Below are 22513 nucleotides of genomic sequence, written 5' to 3' on the forward strand. Positions count from 1 at the left end.
GCCTCCGCTTATTTGCTGAGGTTGAACATATTCAGTTTGCTGGCGTTGCTGTCATCAATCAGCACGCAATCCATCAACTGCTTCTCTTCTTTCTGCGCTTTGCCGTTTTTCAGGTAGTAGTCGGCTTGCTCAACCGCCATCTGGGCCTGTTGCCAGCCAGGTTGCAGCACGGTGGCTTTGATATTGCTGTTTTTGATAATGGAGTCGCGGGTGTAGTCGCTGCCGTCAAAACCAACGACGATAACGTTATTTTTCCCGGCGGCTTTCAGTGCGGCTTCAGCACCCAGCGCCATGGTGTCATTGCCGGAAATCACGCCCACGATGTCCGGATTGGTTTGCAGAATAGCTTCCATTCGGGTGAAGGCTTCGGTCTGGCTCCAGTTCGCCGTTTGCTGTGCGACCATTTTCATGTCCGTATAATCGTCCAGAACGTCATGATAACCCTGAGAGCGGACGTGGGCGTTGGTGTCTGACTGGCGTCCCAACAGCTCAACGTATTTCCCTTTCCCGTTCAGCAGTTTGGCGAACTTCTCTGCGCCCAGTTGCGCGCCCTGATAGTTATTGGAAACGATCTGCGCGACAGCCACGCCCGTTTTATTGATTTCACGGTCGATAAGGAAAGCCGGTACGCCAGCTGCTTTGGCTTTTTCCAACGGACCGACGGTCGCGTCCGCTCCGGCGTTGTCCAGGATAATGGCTTTGGCCTTGCGGGCTATTGCCGTTTCAATCAGTTGGTTTTGCTTGTTCACATCATCATCATGCGACGCCACCAATACGGTGTAGCCCAGCTCTTTGGCTTTGGCCGCCGCGCCGTCGGCTTCTGCCTTGAAGAACGGGTTGTCGTGGGATGGGGTAATTATCGCGATAAGGCCATTGTCAGCAGCAAACAACGAACCGGAAGCGGTAATCATCGAAGCAAGAAGGGCGGATTTTACAAAGGTCATGTTCATTCTTTTTCTCCACATTGAATATTTATTCAATAATGATTTATTATTCAATTTAACGATAAAGCCGCCTTCCCGAACTGTCTACGGTTTAGGCAGCTAATTTCTTAAAAGGAGAAAAGGATCACGATCCTGATGAAGTCAGATGCGGCAAAGAAGTGTCACGATAGTGGCGTCAAAACGACACCATGAGAGAGTAATGTTTTGATTTTTTTTAATATTATTCAATGTATGGTTGAGTTCGAGGGTCAATGTGGTGTCGTTGAGGGAAAGAACCCTGGCGCAATCAAAACCCATCAGCCTCTTCACCTGAGGGAAGAGCGCTTTAAACAGGCTTTCTTTGGCGCTGAAAGTAAGCGTTAACGCTAAAGCAAACGGGAAACCCGAGCGGGAAAGAATGGCGTCTTCCTGGGGATCTATTATGCCGCCTTTGATTTCCTGTGCGTCATTTTCGCTGAGGATCGCTTCGCAATCGATACCAATAAGCGCATTTTGGTGACGAATAGCTATCGCCATTGCCTGAGATCCACTGTGGGTGATACTCCCTGAAATTCCCTTTGACCAGAGCGGTTCCCCATTGGGTCCGATGCCTGGCAGGGTGCGATCGTGCAAGGCGCTAAGCGCATGTGCGGCGGCGATCCGTCCGGCAAGGTGTTCGGCTTTACGTTTACGCCCGGCGGGAGTGATCTGTGCGTGATGAGGGAGCCACAGAAGATCGGCATCGGTAAACGTTGTGAGATCGAAGGTGATACGATGGACGGTTTGGTCGGCAAGAGGGAATGTGGTGTGGGTAGTTTGCATTGCGATGTCCTGACCCCGATCCTCTTCCGGTGGGAGAGGGGGAAAACGGCAACCGGAGTTGCCGTTTTGTTTTTACCTTAGAAGTGCGTGTTCACGCTCATGTACCAGGTACGGCCCGGTTCATTGTAGGTGTACGCACCTGCGCCATACATATAAGCGCCGGTCGTGGTGTTCCCGGTGGTCTGGGCATTACCCGCACGCCACTGGCGTTTGTCGAAGACGTTATCCACGCCGCCAGTCAGACTGACGTTTTTGGTCACGTCCCAGGTCGCGCTCAGGCCAACGATGCTGTACGGGCTGACTTCATCTTTCTCAGATCCCGTAACTGGCTTACCTTTGTAGTTGTATTTCTTCGGCTGCTGCTTGCCGTACCAGGTGAAGGTCGACTGCAGTGACACATCCTGTTGTACCTGCCAGCTCAGGGTTGAGTTCAGCGTGTACTCCGGAATGATCGACAGACGGTCACCAGTCTCCTTGTTCTTGCTTTGCAGCATGTAGGTGATGTTGTTAGTCCAGTTAACGGTCTCAGTCACTGGAATGTTCAGTGTACCTTCCAGACCTTCTACAACGGCTTTAGGCACGTTTTCCCACTGGTAAATATCGGTTTTCACTTTACCCAGGGATGTATTGCCAATTGGCGCGTAGCCCGCTTCAATTTTGTCGCGGTAGTCGTTACGGAACCAGGTCACACCGGCCAGCCAGCCGTCACGTTTGAACTCCAGACCAATCTCTTTGTTGATACTGGTTTCGGCTTTCAGGTCATCGTTACCCATCATGTAGCAGCCGGTGTTGTCGGCGCTGGCGTAGCAGCCCTGACCTTTGCTGTACAGCAGGTAGTTCGGGTTAGTCTGGTACAGGCTCGGTGCTTTGTATGCACGCGCAATGCCCATCTTCAGCGTGAAGTCATCCCCCAGACCTTGTGAAAGGTTCAGGGACGGGCTCCAGTTGTTACCCACGATGGTGTGGTGATCGAAGCGCAGTGCCGGCGTCAGCATGGTGCTGTCGGTCAGCTCCATGTTGTTTTCAGCAAACAGAGAGAAGATTTCAGCCTGTGAATACGGGCTGCGATCGTCACTCATGCCAGGAATTGAACCGCCTTGCTGCGTCTGGGTATTGGAGGACATGTCCTTCATACGCTGCTGGTTCCATTCGGTTCCCAGCGTCAGGTTTTGATTAACCAGCAGTTCAAACGGCAGGCTAATTTCACTGTGTAAGGTGACGTCGGACAGATCGGAATCGGTGAACTTGTTGCTGTTGAACAGCCCTTCAAGACCGCCTGCCAGGCCTTCGCCCAGACGTGAATTGCGGGTGTGTTCGTACTGCGCCCAGGTGCTGGAGGTGATACCGTTATCCCAGCCGCCATTCCAGGTCAGGGAGTAGTTCTGGCGATAAAGACGGTTGGTCTCTTTGCCGTAGTACTTCTTCACCAGGCCGCTTGAGCTGTTGTCGTTGTTGGTGTTCTGGGTATCGCCTGCGTACAGGTTATTCTGGCGGCTATAACCGGCTTCCAGTTCCAGAGACTGCATGGGCGCAAAGTCCCAACGCACAACGCCGTTAACGTCTTTGTTTTCTACCCCTTCACGGCCCGCAGGCAGCGTGTCGGCGTACATGCCTGTACGTTCAGACTGGTGACCGTCGTTAATGTCACGCGCATCGGCCTGGGTTTTGTCCAGGTTTCCGTACAGACGGAAGCTGAAATCGCCACCCAATGGGCCATTCAGGCTGAAGTTGGTACGTTTGGTGGAGCCTTCGTCTTTATGTTCCGGCGCATTCAGGTAGGTGTTCCAGGAACCATGCCACTCGTTGCTCCCTTTTTTGGTGATGATGTTCACCACACCACCTGCTGCACCGTCACCGTAGCGTGCAGCTGCCGGGCCACGGATGACTTCAATGCGTTCGATCATCTCTGGCGGAACCCAGCCAGTATCGCCACGGGTATCGCGCTCGCCACGCCAGCCCAGACGGACAGAGTTACGGCTGGTTACCGGTTTACCGTCGATCAGAATCAGGGTGTTTTCCGGGCCCATACCGCGAATATCGATCTGGCGGTTGTTGCCGCGCTGGCCGCTGGTGGAGTTACCGGTCAGGTTAACGCCTGGCATCGTGCGGATGATTTCGGCGACGTCACGGGCGGGAGGATTTTTACGGATCTCATCGGCGGTGATGGTGGAAACCCCCGGCGCCTGCAGATTCTGCTCGGCCGCGGTGATCACCATAGTGTCTTCATGTGCAGCACTGCTGGCAGTCTTGTCTTCCGCCATGGCTGGCAGCGCAACGCCGTAGATCCCTAAGTTGACCAGCAAGGCCAGGGAGTGAATCTTCTTATTCATTGTACGTCCTGCTTTTCGTTGCCGCATCCTCCTGGCTCCATTCCCGAAGGGGAGAGGAGGCGGCATGTTGTCACCCGCATTTTGCGTAAGCAGCTCTGTCCTCGAGCGCACACAATGCATGGCATGGTTATTTTATGAGCGCGCTTCCCACAGCGCGGGCACTACGCTATTGCAAATGCAAATAGTTATCAATAATATTATCAATAAATTTTGTCTTGTAACAAAAAAAGACGTGTTAAACATGAGGTTATAAGGGTGACGGCGTTAACAACGGGAAGTGATGACTGGTGGCAGTCGAAAAAGGGTCCCGAATGGGTGCGTGAACAGGATACGTATCGCGTCACCTTCTGGTGGCGTGACCCGGCAGGCACTGCGAAGTCATCCAGCGTGAAACGGGTCTGGCTCTACATTACTGGCGTGACCGATCACCACCAGAATGCCCGCCCGCAGTCCCTTGAGCGTATTCCTGATACCGACGTCTGGCAGTGGCAGGGCGAATTCAGCCCGGAATGGCGCGGTAGCTACTGCTTTATCCCCTCTGAAAACGAACAGGATTTTGCCGAAGTGGTCTTTGACGGCGAACGGCCAGACCGCGTCGCGCTCCGCGAGGGCTGGCGTAAACTGCTGCCAGATGCGATTGCCGATCCGTTAAATCCACAGCACTGGCGGGGTGGGCGCGGTCATCCTGTCTCCGCACTGGAGATGCCCGAAGCTCCCCTTCAGCCAGGCTGGAACAAACCTGATACCCCGTACTCACCTCCACATTGCCTGACCTGGCACAGCGTACGTCTGGGCAATACCCGACGCGTCTGGATTTTTACCACCGGCGATGACCACCCTGAATCCCGTCCACTGGCGGTGCTGCTCGACGGGCAATTCTGGGCCGAAAGTATGCCCGTGTGGCCGGCGCTGTCGGCGTTAACCGAAGAGGGAAAATTACCGTCTGCGGTGTATGTGCTAATCGATGTGATTGATACGCCGCACCGCAGCCACGAACTGCCCTGTAATCCTGACTTCTGGCTTGCGGTACAGGAAGAGTTGCTCCCGCTCGTGCGCAGCACCACGCTGTTTAGCGACCGTGCCGATCGGACTGTGGTGGCAGGGCAAAGTTTTGGCGGGCTCTCATCGTTGTATGCTGGTCTTAACTGGCCGCAGCGTTTTGGCTGCGTACTTAGCCAGTCAGGATCTTACTGGTGGCCGCATCGCGGTACACAGCAGGACGGTCTGCTTATCGAACAACTTAAAGCGGGTGAAAAAACCGCACACGGACTGCGCATTGTCCTTGAGGCAGGCCGCAATGAGCCGCTGATTTTCCGCGCTAATCAGGCGATTTACGCCCAACTACAACACACACAGCAACCGGTTATCTGGCGTCAGGTTGACGGCGGACACGATGCGCTTTGCTGGCGCGGTGGGCTGACGCAGGGGCTTATGACCCTCTGGCAGCCGCTTATTCAATAACGGAGTCTGGTATGGAATTCAGTAATCCTTTCGATAATCCGCAGGGACAGTTCGCTATTTTGTGCAACGAGCAGGCGCAATACAGCCTGTGGCCGCAGCAGTGTGCATTGCCTGCTGGCTGGCGTGTGGTTTGCGAACCCGAGTCACAGGAAGCCTGCCAGCAGTGGCTGGCCGATAACTGGCGGACACTCGAACCTTCTCATTTTGCGAGGGAACACGCATGAGCCAGCATCTTCCTCTTGTCGCCGCCCAGCCGGGTATCTGGATGGCGGAGCAGCTTTCCACATTGCCGAATGCCTGGAGCGTGGCGCACTACGTTGAACTGAAGGGCGATATTGATGCCCCGTTACTGGCTAAAGCGATTGTCGCGGGCATGATGCAGGCTGACACGCTGCGCACGCGCTTCATGGAAGATAACGGTGAGGTGTGGCAGTGGGTTGATGCAGCCATGACATTGCCGGAACCGTCTGTCGTTGTGGTCGACTCACATGACGCCGCTGTAGCACTGATGGAGGCCGATCTCAGTCAGAATCTGCGGGTGGACGGTGGGCAGCCACTGGCATTTCATCAATTGATTCAGGTCGATAATCAACGCTGGTACTGGTATCAGCGTTATCACCATTTAGTGGTGGATGGCTTCAGTTTTCCGGCAATTACCCGCCAGATCACCACGATTTATACCGCCTGGCGTAACCGGCAGCCAACACCGGATTCCCCGTTTACCCCTTTTTCCGATGTGGTGGAAGAGTATCAGCACTATCGCAACAGCGAAGCGTATCAGCGGGATAGGGCATTCTGGGCGGAGCAGCGTAAGCAACTTCCCCCACCGGTTTCACTTTCAGCCACGCCGTTGCCGGGGCGTGCTGCGACAACCGATATCCTGCGCCTGAAAGTCACCGCTGACAGCCGGGCTTTTAGCCAACTTTCGCAGGCGGCCGGACAGGTGCAGCGTACCGATCTGGCGCTCGCGCTGGTGGCTCTGTGGCTGGGACGGTTAACCGGAAGGCTGGACTATGCCGCCGGGTTTATCTTTATGCGCCGGATGGGCTCCGCAGCATTAACCGCAACGGGGCCGGTGCTCAACGTGCTGCCGCTGGCGGTGAACATTGTTCCCCAGGAAAGCCTGCCGGAGCTGGCGCTACGTCTTGCAAATCAGCTTAAAAAAATGCGCCGTCATCAGCGTTATGATGCGGAGCAGATTGTTCGCGACAGCGGACGTGCAGCAGGGGATGAGGCGCTGTTTGGTCCGGTGCTTAACGTCAAAGTATTTGATTATCAGTTGGATATCGACGGTGTTGAGGCGATTACCCATACGCTGGCGACCGGTCCGGTTAACGATCTGGAACTGGCACTGTTCCCGGATGAACAGGGCGGTTTAAGCATTGAAATCCTTGCTAACAAACAGCGTTACGATGAAGTGACGTTGACTCGCCACGTTGCGCGTCTGAACGCCATGCTGGCGCAGTTTGCCGCAGATCCTGGCCTGCGCTGTGGCGAGGTTGAAACGGTTTCTGTGCAAGAGTATCAGCAACTGGAACGCATTAACGATACAGGGATGATGTTACCGTCCACCACGCTTGCCCAACTGGTGGCTGAACAGGCACAGAAAACGCCGGATGCCCCTGCACTTGCTGACGCCCATACTGAACTGACCTACCGCCAGATGCGCGAGCAGGTTATTGCTCTCGCATCGCACCTGCGTGAGCGCGGGGTGAAACCGGGGGATAGCGTTGCGGTTGCACTGCCGCGTTCAGTATTCCTGACGCTGGCGCTGCATGGCATTGTGGAGGCGGGGGCGGCCTGGCTGCCGCTGGATACGGGTTATCCTGACGATCGCCTGCGTATGATGCTGGAGGATGCAAAACCCTCTTTGCTCATCACCACGCCGGATCAACTTCCACGCTTTAGCGATCTGCCGGTTGAAAACCTCTGCTACCACGCACTGCTCCCTGTCGCCGGAAGCGAACCGTTGCATCTGGCGACGCCGGAACAGACGGCCTACATCATCTTTACCTCAGGCTCGACGGGCCGCCCGAAAGGCGTGATGGTGGGGCAAACCGCCATCGTCAACCGTCTGCTGTGGATGCAGGATCACTACCCGCTGGATGCCAGCGATGTTGTTGCGCAGAAAACGCCGTGCAGTTTTGATGTGTCGGTATGGGAGTTTTGGTGGCCATTTATCGCGGGCGCGAAACTGGTGATGGCGGAGCCTGAAGCACACCGCGATCCGCAGGCGATGCAGAGTTTCTTTGCGCAATACGGCGTGACCACGACTCACTTTGTGCCATCGATGCTGGCGGCGTTTGTCACCTCGCTCACGCCGGAAAATACCGACTGCTGTCAGACGCTGAAGCAGGTCTTTTGCAGCGGGGAAGCTTTGCCAACCGGGTTGTGCCGCGAGTGGGAACAGCTTACCCATGCGCCGCTGCACAATCTCTACGGCCCAACGGAAGCCGCCGTCGATGTGAGCTGGTATCCCGCTTTTGGTGCTGAGCTGGCAGCGGTGGAAGGCAATAGCGTGCCGATTGGTTTCCCGGTGTGGAACACCGGTTTGCGTATTCTGGATGCCATGATGCGTCCTGTTCCGTTTGGCGTAGCTGGGGATCTTTACCTCACCGGTATTCAGCTGGCGCAGGGATATCTGGGACGCCCGGATCTGACCGCCAGCCGTTTTATCGCCGATCCGTTTGCGCCTGGTGAACGCATGTATCGCACAGGGGATGTCGCCCGCTGGCTGGACAACGGCGCAGTGGAATACCTTGGTCGTAGCGACGATCAACTGAAAATTCGTGGTCAGCGTATTGAGCTTGGTGAAATCGACCGCGCGATGCTCGCGTTGCCGGATGTGGCGCAGGCCGTGGCGCATGCCTGCGTGTTTAACCAGGCGGCGGCAACGGGCGGCGATGCACGTCAGCTGGTCGGGTACGTGGTGTCTGAATCCGGTTTACCGCTGGATCGTGACGCCCTGCTGGAATTACTCAAAGCACAGCTGCCGCCGCATATGGTTCCGGTGGTGTTGTTACAAATTAGCGCCTTACCGCTGAGTGCTAACGGTAAGCTCGACCGCAAAGCGCTGCCGCTCCCCGAACTGACCCGTAAAACCTCTGGTCGCGCGCCAGAGACAGAAACTGAGATGGCCGTAGCGCAGGCATTTTCTGCCCTGCTGGGATGTGACATCAGCGATATCGAGGCCGATTTCTTTGCCCTCGGCGGGCACTCGTTGCTGGCAATGCGCCTGGCCGCTCAGCTTAGCCGCGTATTCTCCCGCAAAGTGACGCCGGGGCAAATTATGGTCGCTTCCACGGTCAGTAAACTGAGTGCGTTGCTGGGGGGGCAAATGAGCGAAGAACAGGCGCAACGTCTGGGGTTCGAAACCCTTCTGCCACTGCGCGAGAGCAATGGTGCGACGCTGTTCTGCTTCCATCCCGCTTCAGGTTTCGCCTGGCAGTTCAGCGTACTGGCGCGGTATCTGAACCCGCGCTGGTCGATCATTGGTATTCAGTCTCCGCGTCCGGACGGGCCGATGGAGCAGTGTGCAACACTTGATGATGTCATTGAACGTCACCTGGCGACACTGCGTGAACAGCAGCCACGAGGGCCGTATTATCTGTTCGGCTATTCACTTGGCGGCACGCTGGCGCAAGGCATTGCCGCTCGCTTATGTGCGCAGGGTGAACGTGTCGCGTTTCTCGGTTTGCTGGATACCTGGCCGCCGGAAACGCAAAACTGGGCCGAAAAAGAGGCTAATGGTCTTGATCCGGAGGTGCTGGCGGAAATCGAACGTGAACGTCAGGCGTTTATTGCCGCGCAGCAGGGGCAAGGTTCCAGCGAGCTGTTTAACGCCATTGAAGGCAACTATGCTGATGCGGTGCGGCTGCTCACCACGGCGCACAGCGCACGCTTTGATGGCAAAGCGACGCTGTTTGTCGCCGAACGGACACGAACGATGGAGCCGCAGGTAGCCTGGACGCCGTGGGTGGGTGAGTTAGAGGTTTACAGCCAGGATTGTGCCCACGTGGATATCATTTCACCGCAGGCATTTGAATCGATTGGACCGGTGCTACAGGAAATATTGGGGTAGTGTAAATGCCCCTCGCCCTGTGGGTGAGGGGAGGATTTGATGTCTTCTCTCATAGGGAGAGGGCATCAAACCGCACGTCTGCCCAACGGCACAACTAGCGGCGTACCCGCCACCGGATCGTCAATAATCATGCAACGCATACCGTAGATCCGCTCGATTAACTCCGGGGTGACAATCTCTTTTGGTGCACCTTCCGCCACAATGTTTCCGTCGCGCAGGGCGATGAGGTGTGTCGCATAACGGCAGGCCTGGTTTAAATCATGCAGCACTGCGGCCAGCGTATAGCCTCGCGTGCGGTTGAGATCGCTCAGCAGTTCCAGTAAATCAATCTGATGACTGATATCAAGCCAGGTCGTCGGCTCGTCCAGCAGCATGATCGAGGTTTCCTGCGCCAGCACCATCGCGATCCATGCGCGCTGGCGTTGTCCGCCGGAAAGCGTATCCACACTCTGCGCGGCAAGGTCGACAATACCCGTAGCCTGCATTGCCCGGTTGACGGCCTCTTCATCCTCTGTGCGCCAGCGGGTAAACAGCGGCTGATGCGGATAACGCCCTCGCGCGACCAGCTCCTGTACGGTGATATCACCCGGTGTCGTGGCGTTTTGCGCCAGTAACCCAATACGACGCGCCACCTCTTTGCTGGCGAAGCGCTGGATCTGCTCCCCATCGAGAAAGACGCTGCCGTGTGTCGGGGTCATCAGACGGCTCAGGGTTCGCAGCAGGGTCGATTTACCGCAGCCGTTCGGGCCGATAATCGCCGTAAAATGCCCTTCCGGAATGGCGACGGTTAAATCACGGGCGACGGTTTTTTTGCCGTAGCCGAGGGTCAGTTTTTCGCCGCGCAAGCGGGTTGCGAAATCGGTCATTTCTTGCGTGACTCCTGAACTAACAAGACGATGAGGTAAATGCCACCGAGGCTGACTGTCACAACCCCGACCGGTAGCTGATAAGGCATGAACAACTGCTGGGCACAGAGGTCCGCGGCCAGTAGCAACAGTGCGCCGCACAACGCCGCCTGGGTTAAGCCCCAGCGGGCTGTGCCGCTAATGCGGCGCGCAATATGCGGCGCAACCAGCGCGATAAAGGAGATAGGGCCGGCAATGGCGGTGGAGGCGGCGGTCAGTAATACGGCCACCAGCATGAGCGTCAAACGCGAGCGCTCAACGCCCACACCCAGGGCACAGGCGCTGTCATCACCCATCTCCAGCAGACGCATACGACGTACCAGCAGCAGTGCGCCGATAAACATCAACAAAATTAGCGGTGCGGCGGGCCAGGTTTTACCCCACGTCAGGCCATTGAGTGAACCGGCATACCACAGCCCGGCGGAGAGTGCGGTTTCCAGCGATGCCTGCAACAAAAGCCAGGTGTTAAAGGCCATCAGCATCGCGCGAATACCAATCCCGATAATGATCAGGCGGAAGGTGTCGATGCCGTTGCGCCAGGCAAGCGCCCAGATGACCAGCGATGTTAAAATGCCGCCGGCCATCGCCGTAAAGGTAATGGCCGCCAGGTGTTGACCAAACAGCACCATCGCCACCAGCACGCCGCTCCAGGCTCCCGTATTGAGACCCATCACATCCGGGCTGCCGAGCGGGTTGCGCATCAGCGACTGGAATATTGCGCCGCTGACGCCGAGCGCGGCGCCCACCAGAATGGCCATCGTCACGCGCGGCAGTCGCCATTCCGTCACCACCATCGTGATATTGCGCGGTGCACTGCCGATGAGGGCGTTAAAGACCTGGCTGAAATCAAGCATCACTGCGCCGCTGCACAGGCTCCAGACGGCGACCAGAACAATGGCGATCGCCAGCAGAGATACGCTGGTGACTAAACGACGGGACGGGGCCATCATGAGCCACCTCCGCGTTTACGCCGCACAAGGAAGATCAGAACCGGTGCGCCGATAAAGGCGCTGACCACCGAAACACGCAGCTCGCCGGGAACCAGCAAACGGCCCAATACATCGGCAAACAGCAGCAGGGCAGGGGTTGCCAGCAGCGTTACGGGTAAGGACCAGCGGTGATCCGCCCCCACCAGCCAGCGTGACATATGCGGCATCATCAGGCCGATAAAGGCAATCGGGCCGACTACCGCCGTCGCGCTACCGCACAAGACGGTGATTGCAAGAAGGCCCATTAACTGGGTTCGTGCCACGCGGTTGCCAAGCGCGGTGGCGGTGTCGCTGCCAAGGCTCAGACTGTTCAGCGCCCGGCTTAAAAACAGCGCCACGATGGCAGCGATCGTCACCGGGATCACCACCACTTTTAAGGTTTCCAGCGTACGGATATCCAGCGAACCGGCTTGCCAGAAGCGCAGCTGATCGTAAACATCCGGATTAAGCAGAGCGATACCGTTAGACAATCCTTCCAGCACCGCCGCAAGCGCCACGCCAGCCAGTGTTAAACGCACCGGACTGAGCTGACCCCCGCCCTGACTGCCGGTAAAAGCCACTACCACTGAGGCGGCCAGTGCACCGCAAAAGGCCATTACCAGCTGTTCAGATGGCGACGTTAACCCGAATAATGCTGCGCCAAGCACGATGGCAAAACTTGCGCCACTGTTAACGCCCAGAATGCCGGGGTCGGCCAGCGGGTTACGCGTGAGGGTTTGCATCAATGCACCAGCAAGGCCGAGCGCCGCGCCTGCCAGCAACCCGGCGAGCGTGCGGGGGAGCCGGGCGTCGAGCACAATGGTGCAATCGGCACTCTGACATGTACCTGTCAGGGCATCGATAATGACGGAAGAAGGCAATGGCTTCGCACCAACCAGCAGGCTGAGGGCAATCGCCAGGATCAACAATAGCAACAAAACGGGCGCGGCAATGGCGCGCACCGCAGAAGAGGAAAACGGCATAACAACATCCATGATTTGATAATGATAGTAATTATCGTTATCTATCTTATTTGGCTATGTTAGCATGTGCCGCCATGGAATTGGTATAAAAGAAACCGGACAAGGCCTTGTAATGACCCAAAAATCCTGGCTGCTCAACCTCAGCCTGCTCAAAACGCATCCGGCGTTTCGCGCCGTCTTTATCGCCCGTTTTATCTCCATTTTATCGCTTGGCTTGCTGGGCGTTGCCGTACCGGTGCAGATTCAGGCCATGACGCAATCCAGCTGGCTGGTAGGGTTGTCCGTCACCTTAACGGGCGGAGCGATGTTCATCGGTCTGATGGTGGGCGGTGTGCTGGCAGACCGTTATGAGCGTAAGAAATTGATTTTACTGGCACGCGGAACCTGCGGTATCGGATTCGTGGGCCTGTGTCTGAATGCCATGCTGCCAGAACCGTCCCTGATTGCCATTTACGCGCTGGGAGTGTGGGATGGCCTGTTTGCCTCTATTGGCGTGACGGCGTTACTGGCGGCAACGCCTGCGCTGGTCGGGCGTGAAAATCTGATGCAGGCCGGGGCGATCACCATGCTTACGGTGCGCCTGGGATCGGTCATTTCCCCGATGGTAGGCGGCCTTTTGCTGGCGACGGGCGGCGTGGCGTGGAACTACGGTCTGGCGGCGCTGGGGACGTTTATCACCACCTTAACGTTGCTCCGTTTGCCGGTTTTACCCCCTCCGCCGCAAGTGCGTGAACACCCTCTGAAATCGCTGATGGCGGCCATTCGTTTTCTCTTCAGCCATCCGCTGATTGGAGGCATCGCCCTGCTTGGCGGCTTGCTGACAATGGCGAGCGCGGTACGCGTGCTTTACCCTGCACTGGCGGGGGAGTGGCAGATGAGTGCCTCACAAATTGGCTTGCTGTATGCGGCTATCCCGCTCGGTGCGGCCTTTGGTGCATTGACCAGCGGAAACCTGGCGCGGAGCGCGCGGCCAGGTTTGATCATGCTGGCCGCGACGCTTGCCTCATTTATCGCGATTGGCTTTTTCAGCCTGATGCCTTTTTGGGCGCTTGGTGTGGTGTGTCTGGCGCTGTTTGGCTGGCTCAGCGCCATCAGCTCTTTACTGCAATACACGCTGATTCAGACGCAGACGCCAGAGGCGATGTTGGGCAGGATCAATGGTCTGTGGACTGCGCAGAACGTCACGGGGGATGCCATTGGTGCGGCGATATTAGGCGGGCTGGGAGTCATCCTGACGCCGGTGGCATCAGCGAGCAGCAGTGGGTTTGCGCTGGCGATTGTGGGGGCGATTTTGTTCGTCGTCCTGGCAGAGTTACGGCGGTTCAGACAGGACGTGATGTTGAACGACAGTGCGGCTTGATGGCCTGGCCCGAACCCTCTCCCGGCGGGAGAGGGAGGGGTTGTGTCTTATTTGAACAGTGTCTCTAAGCGCTGTAACACCCGCATCGCACTGTAGTAATCCAGACGGAAGGTTTCCGTACCCAGTGCCCAGACGCGTTTGTTTTGCACCGAAGGCAGATGTGCCAGCAGCGGGTTGGCATAAATTGCGTCCACGTCTTTCTGATCCCCGGCGAACAGGAACAACCCTTCACCGTTCAGGCCAGTAGCCAGATTTTCACCGCCTAACTGAATGATATCGTGACGTTTACCCTGGCTTTTCGAGGTATGCAGCCCGGCAGGGAGTTCAGCAAGCTGGAAGCCTAACTGTTGCAGCAGCTTCCCTTGCGCGGACTCAGACGTCCACAGGTTGGCGCTGTGTGCTGCTGCGGTATAGACAATGGCATTGACCGGCTGCGGCGGCAGTTTCATCTGCTGTTTGACCTGCGTGAGCTGTTTATCAAATTCGGCAATACGCGCGGCAGCCTGTTTTTCCTGACCGGTGATTGTGCCCAGTTGTGTCAGCAGTGCCTGCCAGCTTTTGTCGTCGTAGTTGATGATAAGCGTCGGGGCAATGGCTGAAAGCTGGTCGTACAGTGCCAGTGCAGAATCACCGCCCGTGGCGCTGATCAGAATCAAATCCGGCATTTGAGCCGCCACCGCTTCAGCACTGGGTTCGCCAATATAGAGGCGGGCGAGCTTACGTTGTTTAGCGATATCTCCCCACTGGCGTAAAAAGCCTTGTGCATCGGCCACGCGGTTGTTGGGGGTGGTTGCCCCGCTGGCAATGACCGGGGCATCAATCGCCAGCAGCGATCCGGTTAAGGTGACGCTGGTGGATACAATGCGGGTCGGTTTGCTGTCAAGCATATGCACGCCGTGGCTGTCCGTTATCTGACGTGGCCAGTCGGCAGCGGTAGCTGAGGTTAATCCTAAAACAAAAAGTCCTGCGAAAAGCAGGGCGTTATGGCAAACGGCGGGGAGTTTCACAAAGCGACATCCTGTTTGTATTGGAGTTAATGCTTCTCATTTTCATGAATGGTGAGAAGGGATGCAAGCGATAGTCGCACAAGATGCTCGCTCATCGGTTGACACCAGGGCGCTCTGCGATTAGGTTAGCCATCGAAAATATAAATGATAATCATTATTACTGCCTTTATCATTTTATGGAGGATGATATGGATACGTCATTGGCTGAGGATCTTCAGCACACTGCGACCACGCTGCAATCAGACAGCTTTTTCTTTATGTCGCCTTATCGCAGCTTCACCACGTCTGGTTGTTTTGCCCGTTTTTCTGAGCCTGCTCTGGGCGGCGATGACCCTGCAAGCGCCTTTCAGCAAAAGCTGACCCGAATGTTTGAGAAGGCGAAAGCCAGCGGAATTGCACATCCCGTCATGGTCGGCGCAATCCCGTTTGATACTCGCGAACCGTCTTCACTGTTTATTCCGCAACGCTGGCAAACCTTTTCGCGCCCTGCGCGTCAGCAGTCTGCGCGTTATCTTTCCGGGGCGCAGGAACTGACGGTAAAACAACGCACTGAAATCCCACCACAGCCTGTGTTTGAAGAGATGGTTTCCCGGGCTGCTGCGCTTACGGCCACACCGCAGGTGAATAAAGTGGTGCTGTCGCGCCTGATTGATATTGCCACCGATCGCAACATTGAGAGCGGTGCGCTGCTGGAGCGCCTGATTGCGCAAAACCCGGCGAGTTTTAACTTCCATGTGCCGCTGGAAGATGGCGGCGTGCTGTTGGGGGCAAGCCCGGAACTGCTGCTGCGCAAAGAGGGCTCTCACTTTAGCTCGCTGCCGCTGGCAGGCTCTGCGCGACGTCAGCCGGATGATGTGCTGGATCGTGAAGCGGGCAACAAATTACTGGCATCGGAAAAAGACCGCCACGAGCATGAGCTGGTGACGCAGGCGATGAAAACGGTGCTGGAAAATCGCAGTCACTCCCTGAGTATGCCGTCGTCACCTCAGTTGGTGACAACACCGACGCTGTGGCATCTGGCTACGCCGATCGAGGGCGAAGCGCATCAGCATGAAAACGCACTGACGCTGGCCTGTTTGCTGCATCCGACGCCGGCACTGAGCGGCTTCCCGCATCAGGCGGCTAAACAGATTATCGCTGAGCTGGAACCGTTCGACCGCGATCTGTTTGGCGGCATTGTTGGCTGGTGTGATAGCGAAGGCAATGGCGAGTGGGTGGTGACTATCCGCTGTGCGCGTATCCACGATAAAACCGTTCGTCTGTTTGCTGGCGCGGGTATTGTCCCTGCGTCATCTCCGGTTGGCGAATGGCGCGAAACCGGGGTGAAACTCTCCACCATGCTGAACGTTTTTGGCTTGCATTAAGGACAAATAATGACCATCCCCTTTACCCGTTGGCCGGAAGATTTTGCCCGGCGCTATCGTGAAAAAGGCTACTGGCAGGATCTGCCCCTGACCCACATTCTGACACGCCATGTGGATAATGACGCGGTGGCGATCGTCGACGGTGAGCGGCGTTACACCTACCGCCAGTTTAATCAGGCGGTGAATAACCTCGCGAGCGCGTTGCAGGCCCAGGGTCTTCATCGTGGTGAGACGGCGCTGGTGCAACTGGGTAACGTTGCCGAGTTTTACATCACCTTCTTTGCCCTGCTTCAGGTGGGAGTCGCGCCGGTTAATGCGCTCTTCAGCCACCAGCGTAGTGAACTGAACGCTTATGCGTTGCAGATAAAACCTGCGCTGCTGATTGCCGATCGCGACCATACGCTGTTTGCGGGCGATGATTTCCTCAATACTTTTATCAATGAACACAGCTCAGTGCGCGTGGTTCTGCTGCGTGGCGAGCGTGGTGAACATGCCCTGGAGGCGGCTATTGCCCGTCCGGCGGATAATTTCATCCCTAATCCGACACCTGCCGATGAAGTCGCATTTTTCCAGCTTTCCGGTGGCAGTACCGGTACGCCGAAACTGATCCCGCGTACGCATAACGACTATGACTACAGCATTCGTCGCAGCAATGAGATTTGCGGCATCACCGCTGACACCCGTTACCTGAATGCGCTGCCTGCGGCGCATAACTATGCCATGAGTTCTCCGGGCTCGCTCGGGATCTTTACGGCCGGCGGTTGTGTTGTGCTGGCAAACGATCCGAGTGCCACGCTCTGCTTTCCGCTGATTGAACAGCATCAGATTAACGTCACCTCGCTGGTTCCTCCGGCAGTTAGCCTGTGGCTACAGGCGATTGCAGAAGGGGCGGGCAACGCACAGCTTCAGTCGCTCAAACTGCTGCAGGTGGGTGGGGCTCGTTTGTCGGCAACGCTTGCCGCGCGTATTCCGGCGGAGATTGGCTGCCAGTTACAGCAGGTGTTTGGCATGGCCGAAGGACTGGTCAACTACACGGCGCTGGATGATACGCCAGAGCGCATCATGAACACTCAGGGTCGTCCGATGTGCCCGGATGATGAGGTGTGGGTGGCTGATGAGAACGGTAACCCGCTGCCGCGCGGTGAAGTTGGACGGCTGATGACGCGCGGGCCGTATACCTTCCGGGGCTACTTCAACAGCCCGGAACATAACGCCAGCGCCTTTGATGCCGAGGGTTTTTACTGCTCTGGCGACCTGATCGCCATCGACGAGCAGGGCTACATCACCGTACAGGGGCGCGAAAAAGATCAGATCAATCGGGGGGGCGAGAAAATTGCCGCCGAGGAGATCGAAAACCTGCTGCTGCGCCATTCGTCGGTGATCCATGCCGCGCTGGTGAGCATGGAAGATAACCTGCTGGGTGAAAAAAGCTGCGCTTATCTGGTGGTGAAACAGCCGCTGCGTGCCGTTGAGGTTCGCCGGTTCCTGCGTGAACAGGGCGTTGCGGAGTTCAAACTGCCGGACCGCGTAGAGAGCGTGGACGCGCTGCCGTTGACCCCGGTAGGGAAAGTAGACAAGAAACAGTTGCGCCTGTGGCTCGCTGAACGCGCCCAGGGCTGAGGAACAAGACGATGGCAATTCCAAAATTAACCGGTTACGCACTGCCGACGGCTGCCGATCTGCCGGACAATAAAGTGAACTGGGCATTTGAACCGGAGCGCGCGGCGCTGCTGATCCATGATATGCAGGAATACTTCCTGAATTTCTGGGGCGAAAACAGCCCAATGATGGCGCAAGTGGTTGCAAACATCGCGAAAATTCGCGAGTACTGCAAAGAGCACAATATTCCGGTTTATTACACCGCACAGCCAAAAGAGCAGAGCGATGAAGATCGCGCCCTGCTGAACGATATGTGGGGGCCGGGGCTCACCCGCTCGCCAGAGCAGCAACGCATTGTTGCCGAACTGACGCCAGATGAAGCTGACACGGTGCTGGTGAAATGGCGCTATAGCGCGTTCCACCGCTCGCCGCTGGAGCTGATGCTTAAAGAGACAGGCCGCAACCAGTTGTTGATCACTGGCGTGTACGCCCACATTGGTTGTATGACCACGGCAACAGATGCCTTTATGCGCGATATCAAACCGTTCTTTATTGCCGATGCGCTGGCAGATTTCACCCGTGACGAGCACCTGATGTCGCTTAACTACGTGGCGGGGCGTTCTGGTCGTGTGGTGATGACCGAGGAGCTGTTACCTTCGGTTCCGGCCTCGAAAGAGGCGCTGCGTGCGGTCGTGCTGCCGCTGCTGGATGAGTCCGATGAGCCTTTGGATGATGAAAACCTGATCGACTATGGTCTGGACTCGGTGCGCATGATGGCTCTGGCTGCCCGCTGGCGAAAAGTGCATGGCGATATTGATTTCGTCATGCTGGCGAAAAACCCAACCCTTGATGCCTGGTGGGCGTTGCTCTCCCGCGAGGTGAAGTGATGGCCGGATTCGATTTTACCGGCAAAACTGTCTGGGTGACGGGGGCGGGCAAAGGGATTGGCTACGCCACCGCGTTGGCCTTTGCCGAGGCCGGGGCACAGGTGACGGGGTTCGATCTGGCGTTTCCGCTGGCGGAGTATCCTTTTACCACCGAAACGATGAACGTCGCGGATCCCACGCAGGTGAGTGACGTCTGCGGGCGCGTGCTTGCCACCGTTGATCGCCTGGACGTGCTGGTGAATGCCGCCGGTATTTTGCGCATGGGGGCAACCGATCAGCTTTCGCAGGATGACTGGCAGCAGACCTTCGCCGTTAATGTGGGGGGGGCGTTTAACCTGTTCCAGCAGACGATGGGTCAGTTCCGTCGTCAGCAGGGTGGGGTGATTGTCACCGTTGCCTCCGACGCCGCTCATACGCCGCGCTTGGGTATGAGCGCCTATGGCGCGTCGAAAGCGGCGCTGAAAAGCCTTGCGTTGACGGTTGGGCTGGAGCTGGCACGCGATGGTGTGCGTTGTAACCTGGTATCCCCGGGATCGACCGATACCGATATGCAGCGCACCCTGTGGGTGAGCGATGATGCTGAACAGCAGAGAATTCTGGGGTTTGGCGAGCAATTTAAACTCGGTATTCCGCTCGGTAAAATTGCCCGTCCGCAGGAGATTGCCAGTACTGTTCTGTTCCTGGCATCTGACCATGCCAGCCATATCACCTTGCAGGATATTGTGGTGGACGGCGGCTCCACGCTGGGGGCGTAGATGATCTGGAAACGTCACTTATCCCTTGATGAGCTGAATGCCACCAGCCTGAACACGATGGTGGCGCATCTGGGGATTATCTATACCCGCCTGGGCGATGACACGCTGGAAGCAGAGATGCCGGTAGATGAGCGTACTCATCAGCCGTTTGGCCTGCTGCACGGTGGGGCTTCGGCAGCGCTGGCAGAAACGCTGGGGTCAATGGCCGGATTTCTGATGACCCGCGACGGGCAAAATGTGGTGGGCACTGAGCTTAATGCCACCCATCATCGTGCCGTGTCCCAGGGCAAGGTGCGCGGTGTATGTCAGCCTCTGCATCTGGGGCGACAGAGCCAGAGCTGGGAAATTGTGGTCTTCGACGAGCAGGGACGCCGCTGCTGTACGTGTCGCCTGAGTACGATGGTACTGGGATAAGCCTTTCACGCTGAAAGTGATCGGCTTAACACTGTGATGTAAATATCTGGTTTGACCACGCATTATTGCGTTTCAAAGTTGTTAAATTTTACGCGTTGATCTAGAAACAAAATGTAACATCTCATTGTTTCACGACAACGGATAACAACTATGAACAACTCAGGGAAATACCTTAAATGGGCAGTGCTCTCCGTTGTGGGAGCATTTGCTCTGGGCTACATCGCCCTCAATCGTGGTGAACAGATCAATGCGCTATGGATCGTCGTCGCCGCCGTCTGCATTTATCTGATCGCGTATCGTTTTTATGGTCTCTATATCGCAAAGAATGTCCTCGCGGTAGACGGGACGCGCATGACACCTGCCGTTCGTCATAACGATGGTCTGGACTACGTACCAACCGACAAAAAAGTGCTGTTTGGCCACCATTTCGCGGCAATCGCAGGGGCAGGCCCGCTGGTAGGCCCCGTACTGGCGGCGCAAATGGGCTATCTGCCAGGGATGATTTGGATCCTTGCTGGCGTGGTGCTGGCAGGAGCGGTACAGGACTTTATGGTGCTGTTCGTCTCCACGCGTCGCGATGGCCGCTCATTGGGTGAGCTGGTAAAAGAAGAGATGGGGCCGACGGCCGGGGTGATTGCCCTGGTCGCGACCTTTATGATCATGGTGATTATTCTGGCGGTACTGGCCATGATCGTAGTGAAAGCGTTGACCCACAGTCCGTGGGGAACCTACACCGTCGCCTTTACCATTCCCCTGGCGTTGTTCATGGGGATCTATATTCGCTATCTGCGCCCTGGGCGTATCGGCGAAGTCTCCGTGATTGGTCTGGTCTTCCTCGTGTTCGCCATTATCTCTGGAGGCTGGGTGGCGGAAAGCCCGACGTGGGCCCCGTACTTTGACTTTACCGGCGTACAACTGACCTGGATGCTGGTGGGTTACGGTTTTGTAGCGTCTGTTCTGCCGGTATGGCTGCTGCTTGCCCCGCGCGATTATCTCTCCACCTTCCTGAAAATCGGCACTATCGTGGGCCTGGCGATTGGCATTCTGATCATGCGTCCGACGCTGACCATGCCTGCGCTAACCAAATTTATTGATGGTACGGGTCCGGTATGGACCGGGAGCCTGTTCCCGTTCCTGTTTATCACCATCGCCTGTGGCGCGGTATCAGGCTTCCATGCCCTGATTGCGTCAGGTACGACGCCGAAAATGCTGGCGAATGAGAATCAGGCCTGCTTTATCGGTTACGGCGGGATGCTGATGGAATCCTTCGTGGCGATCATGGCGCTGGTTTCGGCCTGTATTATCGATCCGGGTGTGTATTTTGCGATGAACAGCCCGATGGCGGTGCTCGCACCTGCCGGAACGGTTGACGTGGTGGCATCAGCGGCACAGGTGGTGAGTGGCTGGGGCTTTGCCATCACGCCGGAAACACTGACGCATATCGCCAATGAAGTGGGTGAGCAGTCGATTATCTCTCGTGCAGGCGGTGCGCCGACGCTGGCCGTTGGGATGGCGTACATTCTGCACGGGGCGCTTGGCGGCTTAATGGATGTGTCATTCTGGTATCACTTTGCCATTCTGTTTGAAGCGCTGTTTATTCTGACGGCGGTGGACGCCGGAACCCGCGCGGCACGCTTTATGTTGCAGGATCTGTTGGGGGTTATCTCCCCAGGGCTGAAACGCACCGATTCATTGCCTGCAAACCTGTTGGCGACAGCGTTGTGTGTCCTGGCGTGGGGATATTTCCTGCATCAGGGGGTGGTGGATCCGCTGGGCGGAATTAACACCCTGTGGCCGCTGTTCGGTATTGCTAACCAGATGCTGGCAGGCATGGCGCTGATGCTGTGTGCCGTTGTGCTGTTCAAGATGAAGCGCCAGCGTTATGCGTGGGTCGCACTTGTGCCGACATCCTGGTTGCTGATTTGTACTCTGACGGCGGGCTGGCAGAAAGCCTTCAGCCCGGATAACAAAGTGGGTTTCCTGGCGATTGCCAATAAGTTCCAGGCAATGATCGACAGTGGGAAAATCCCGGCGCAGTACACCGAGTCACAGTTGACTCAACTGGTGTTTAACAACCGTCTGGATGCCGGGCTGACGATCTTCTTTATGGTGGTGGTTGTGGTGCTGGCGTTGTACTCTGTGAAAACCGCACTGGCGGCGCTGAAAGAAGACAAACCGACAGCGAAAGAGACGCCATATGAGCCGATGCCTGAAAACCTGGAAGAGATTGTGACCCAGGCGAAAGGGGCGCATTAACCCCTTACTTTACCCCTCTCCCCACAGGGGAGAGGGGACAACGACGAGAAAAAACGATGTTCGACACCCTCTCTAAAGCAGGTAAATACTTAGGTCAGGCCGCCAAAATGATGATCGGCGTACCGGATTACGATAACTATGTCGAGCACATGCGCGTTAATCATCCTGACCAGACGCCAATGACCTACGAAGAATTCTTCCGCGATCGCCAGGACGCCCGCTACGGCGGCAAGGGGGGCGCGAAGTGCTGTTAACCCTCTTTCGGTAAATAGAGGCTGATCTGTTCCTGCCTGCAACCGTAGATTGCCGCGAGTTTTTCACGGGGCGTTTTTGTGGACGGGAATCGGCGTCATCCAAACTATCGTGTGCGACGTTAATATCCTCCAGACCATCAGCGG

At 56.6% G+C, this 22513-nt stretch carries 18 protein-coding genes and 1 pseudogene; 11 read left to right on the forward strand and 8 right to left on the reverse strand.

What is annotated here, in order from left to right:
- Window positions 1–8: 8 nt before the first annotated feature.
- The 3 genes from HV346_RS05765 to HV346_RS05775 all read right to left on the reverse strand — a co-directional run bounded on the left by HV346_RS05765 (window position 9) and on the right by HV346_RS05775 (window position 4075).
- Window positions 9–950: a D-ribose ABC transporter substrate-binding protein gene (locus HV346_RS05765; protein ID WP_181622606.1), complete on the reverse strand. Its 942-nt coding sequence runs from the start codon at window positions 948–950 to the stop codon at window positions 9–11.
- Between the two features lie 135 nt (window positions 951–1085).
- A complete protein-coding gene (gene entD, locus HV346_RS05770) occupies window positions 1086–1745 on the reverse strand; it encodes an enterobactin synthase subunit EntD (protein WP_181622607.1) in 660 nt (219 codons plus the stop codon).
- 77 nt (window positions 1746–1822) lie between these two features.
- Window positions 1823–4075, reverse strand: coding sequence for a TonB-dependent siderophore receptor (locus HV346_RS05775; protein ID WP_181622608.1), 2253 nt, complete (start codon window positions 4073–4075; stop codon window positions 1823–1825).
- A gap of 255 nt (window positions 4076–4330) precedes the next feature.
- Here HV346_RS05775 and fes point away from each other — a divergent pair, with 255 nt between their 5' ends.
- Genes fes through entF form a run of 3 tightly spaced genes read left to right on the forward strand, consistent with a single transcriptional unit; the run spans window position 4331 to window position 9617 of the window.
- On the forward strand, window positions 4331–5536 hold the full coding sequence (gene fes / locus HV346_RS05780; RefSeq protein ID WP_181622609.1) for an enterochelin esterase: 1206 nt from the start codon (window positions 4331–4333) through the stop codon (window positions 5534–5536).
- Window positions 5537–5547: 11 nt separating this feature from the next.
- Entirely contained in the window at window positions 5548–5760 is a 213-nt protein-coding gene (locus HV346_RS05785; RefSeq protein ID WP_181622610.1) for an MbtH family NRPS accessory protein, read from the forward strand.
- Window positions 5757–9617, forward strand: coding sequence for an enterobactin non-ribosomal peptide synthetase EntF (entF, locus tag HV346_RS05790; RefSeq protein ID WP_181622611.1), 3861 nt, complete (start codon window positions 5757–5759; stop codon window positions 9615–9617). Before HV346_RS05785 ends, entF begins: the two co-directional genes overlap by 4 nt.
- Before the next feature lie 65 nt (window positions 9618–9682).
- On the opposite strand, the gene fepC is transcribed toward entF, so the two are convergent.
- The 3 genes from fepC to fepD are packed head-to-tail and all read right to left on the reverse strand — an operon-like array spanning window position 9683 to window position 12473.
- Complete coding sequence (gene fepC / locus HV346_RS05795; protein WP_181622612.1) at window positions 9683–10483, reverse strand: iron-enterobactin ABC transporter ATP-binding protein; 801 nt, start codon at window positions 10481–10483, stop codon at window positions 9683–9685.
- Window positions 10480–11469, reverse strand: a complete 990-nt coding sequence (fepG, locus tag HV346_RS05800) for an iron-enterobactin ABC transporter permease (protein WP_181623702.1) — start codon at window positions 11467–11469, stop codon at window positions 10480–10482. Before fepG ends, fepC begins: the two co-directional genes overlap by 4 nt.
- Window positions 11469–12473 (reverse strand): Fe(3+)-siderophore ABC transporter permease, encoded by a 1005-nt coding sequence (gene fepD / locus HV346_RS05805; RefSeq protein ID WP_181622613.1) that lies wholly within the window; start codon window positions 12471–12473, stop codon window positions 11469–11471. The genes fepG and fepD overlap by 1 nt, the downstream gene beginning before the upstream one ends.
- A 112-nt stretch (window positions 12474–12585) precedes the next feature.
- On the opposite strand from fepD, the gene entS reads away from it, so the two are divergent.
- Window positions 12586–13833, forward strand: coding sequence for an enterobactin transporter EntS (gene entS, locus HV346_RS05810; protein ID WP_181622614.1), 1248 nt, complete (start codon window positions 12586–12588; stop codon window positions 13831–13833).
- A 47-nt stretch (window positions 13834–13880) separates the two neighbouring features.
- Here entS and fepB read toward each other — a convergent pair whose 3' ends face one another.
- The gene (fepB, locus tag HV346_RS05815) at window positions 13881–14840 is read right to left on the reverse strand and encodes a Fe2+-enterobactin ABC transporter substrate-binding protein (protein ID WP_181622615.1); all 960 of its coding nucleotides are present in this window, start codon (window positions 14838–14840) and stop codon (window positions 13881–13883) included.
- Window positions 14841–15028: 188 nt separating this feature from the next.
- Between fepB and entC the strand changes: the two genes are divergently transcribed.
- From entC to HV346_RS05850, 7 genes are all read left to right on the forward strand, one after another.
- Window positions 15029–16204 carry an isochorismate synthase EntC gene (gene entC / locus HV346_RS05820; protein ID WP_181622616.1) on the forward strand — a complete coding sequence of 392 codons (1176 nt, stop codon included), beginning with the start codon at window positions 15029–15031 and terminating at the stop codon, window positions 16202–16204.
- A gap of 9 nt (window positions 16205–16213) precedes the next feature.
- Window positions 16214–17824, forward strand: a complete 1611-nt coding sequence (entE, locus tag HV346_RS05825; RefSeq protein WP_181622617.1) for a (2,3-dihydroxybenzoyl)adenylate synthase EntE — start codon at window positions 16214–16216, stop codon at window positions 17822–17824.
- Window positions 17825–17835: 11 nt separating this feature from the next.
- On the forward strand, window positions 17836–18690 hold the full coding sequence (locus HV346_RS05830) for an isochorismatase (protein WP_181622618.1): 855 nt from the start codon (window positions 17836–17838) through the stop codon (window positions 18688–18690).
- The gene (entA, locus tag HV346_RS05835; RefSeq protein WP_181622619.1) at window positions 18690–19445 is read left to right on the forward strand and encodes a 2,3-dihydro-2,3-dihydroxybenzoate dehydrogenase EntA; all 756 of its coding nucleotides are present in this window, start codon (window positions 18690–18692) and stop codon (window positions 19443–19445) included. The genes HV346_RS05830 and entA overlap by 1 nt, the downstream gene beginning before the upstream one ends.
- Complete coding sequence (gene entH / locus HV346_RS05840; protein ID WP_181622620.1) at window positions 19446–19859, forward strand: proofreading thioesterase EntH; 414 nt, start codon at window positions 19446–19448, stop codon at window positions 19857–19859.
- A gap of 150 nt (window positions 19860–20009) precedes the next feature.
- Complete coding sequence (cstA, locus tag HV346_RS05845; RefSeq protein WP_181622621.1) at window positions 20010–22115, forward strand: pyruvate/proton symporter CstA; 2106 nt, start codon at window positions 20010–20012, stop codon at window positions 22113–22115.
- 56 nt (window positions 22116–22171) lie between these two features.
- Complete coding sequence (locus HV346_RS05850; protein ID WP_006809671.1) at window positions 22172–22369, forward strand: YbdD/YjiX family protein; 198 nt, start codon at window positions 22172–22174, stop codon at window positions 22367–22369.
- On the opposite strand, the pseudogene HV346_RS05855 reads toward HV346_RS05850, so the two are convergent.
- Window positions 22366–22472, reverse strand: a pseudogene (locus tag HV346_RS05855) (transcriptional regulator); the annotation flags it as partial. The gene HV346_RS05850 and the pseudogene HV346_RS05855 sit on opposite strands and share 4 nt — an antisense overlap.
- Between the last annotated feature and the right edge of the window lie 41 nt (window positions 22473–22513).

It is taken from the genome of Enterobacter sp. RHBSTW-00994, assembly GCF_013782625.1.
Taxonomy (GTDB): Bacteria; Pseudomonadota; Gammaproteobacteria; order Enterobacterales; family Enterobacteriaceae; genus Enterobacter.

Coding starts and splice junctions, on each gene's coding strand:
- HV346_RS05765 (WP_181622606.1), bottom strand. CDS start 950: ATGAACATGACCTTTGTAAAATCCGCCCTTCTTGCTTCGATGATTACC.
- entD (WP_181622607.1), bottom strand. CDS start 1,745: ATGCAAACTACCCACACCACATTCCCTCTTGCCGACCAAACCGTCCAT.
- HV346_RS05775 (WP_181622608.1), bottom strand. CDS start 4,075: ATGAATAAGAAGATTCACTCCCTGGCCTTGCTGGTCAACTTAGGGATC.
- HV346_RS05785 (WP_181622610.1), top strand. CDS start 5,548: ATGGAATTCAGTAATCCTTTCGATAATCCGCAGGGACAGTTCGCTATT.
- entF (WP_181622611.1), top strand. CDS start 5,757: ATGAGCCAGCATCTTCCTCTTGTCGCCGCCCAGCCGGGTATCTGGATG.
- fepC (WP_181622612.1), bottom strand. CDS start 10,483: ATGACCGATTTCGCAACCCGCTTGCGCGGCGAAAAACTGACCCTCGGC.
- fepG (WP_181623702.1), bottom strand. CDS start 11,469: ATGGCCCCGTCCCGTCGTTTAGTCACCAGCGTATCTCTGCTGGCGATC.
- fepD (WP_181622613.1), bottom strand. CDS start 12,473: ATGCCGTTTTCCTCTTCTGCGGTGCGCGCCATTGCCGCGCCCGTTTTG.
- entS (WP_181622614.1), top strand. CDS start 12,586: ATGACCCAAAAATCCTGGCTGCTCAACCTCAGCCTGCTCAAAACGCAT.
- entC (WP_181622616.1), top strand. CDS start 15,029: ATGGATACGTCATTGGCTGAGGATCTTCAGCACACTGCGACCACGCTG.
- entE (WP_181622617.1), top strand. CDS start 16,214: ATGACCATCCCCTTTACCCGTTGGCCGGAAGATTTTGCCCGGCGCTAT.
- HV346_RS05830 (WP_181622618.1), top strand. CDS start 17,836: ATGGCAATTCCAAAATTAACCGGTTACGCACTGCCGACGGCTGCCGAT.
- entA (WP_181622619.1), top strand. CDS start 18,690: ATGGCCGGATTCGATTTTACCGGCAAAACTGTCTGGGTGACGGGGGCG.
- entH (WP_181622620.1), top strand. CDS start 19,446: ATGATCTGGAAACGTCACTTATCCCTTGATGAGCTGAATGCCACCAGC.
- cstA (WP_181622621.1), top strand. CDS start 20,010: ATGAACAACTCAGGGAAATACCTTAAATGGGCAGTGCTCTCCGTTGTG.
- HV346_RS05850 (WP_006809671.1), top strand. CDS start 22,172: ATGTTCGACACCCTCTCTAAAGCAGGTAAATACTTAGGTCAGGCCGCC.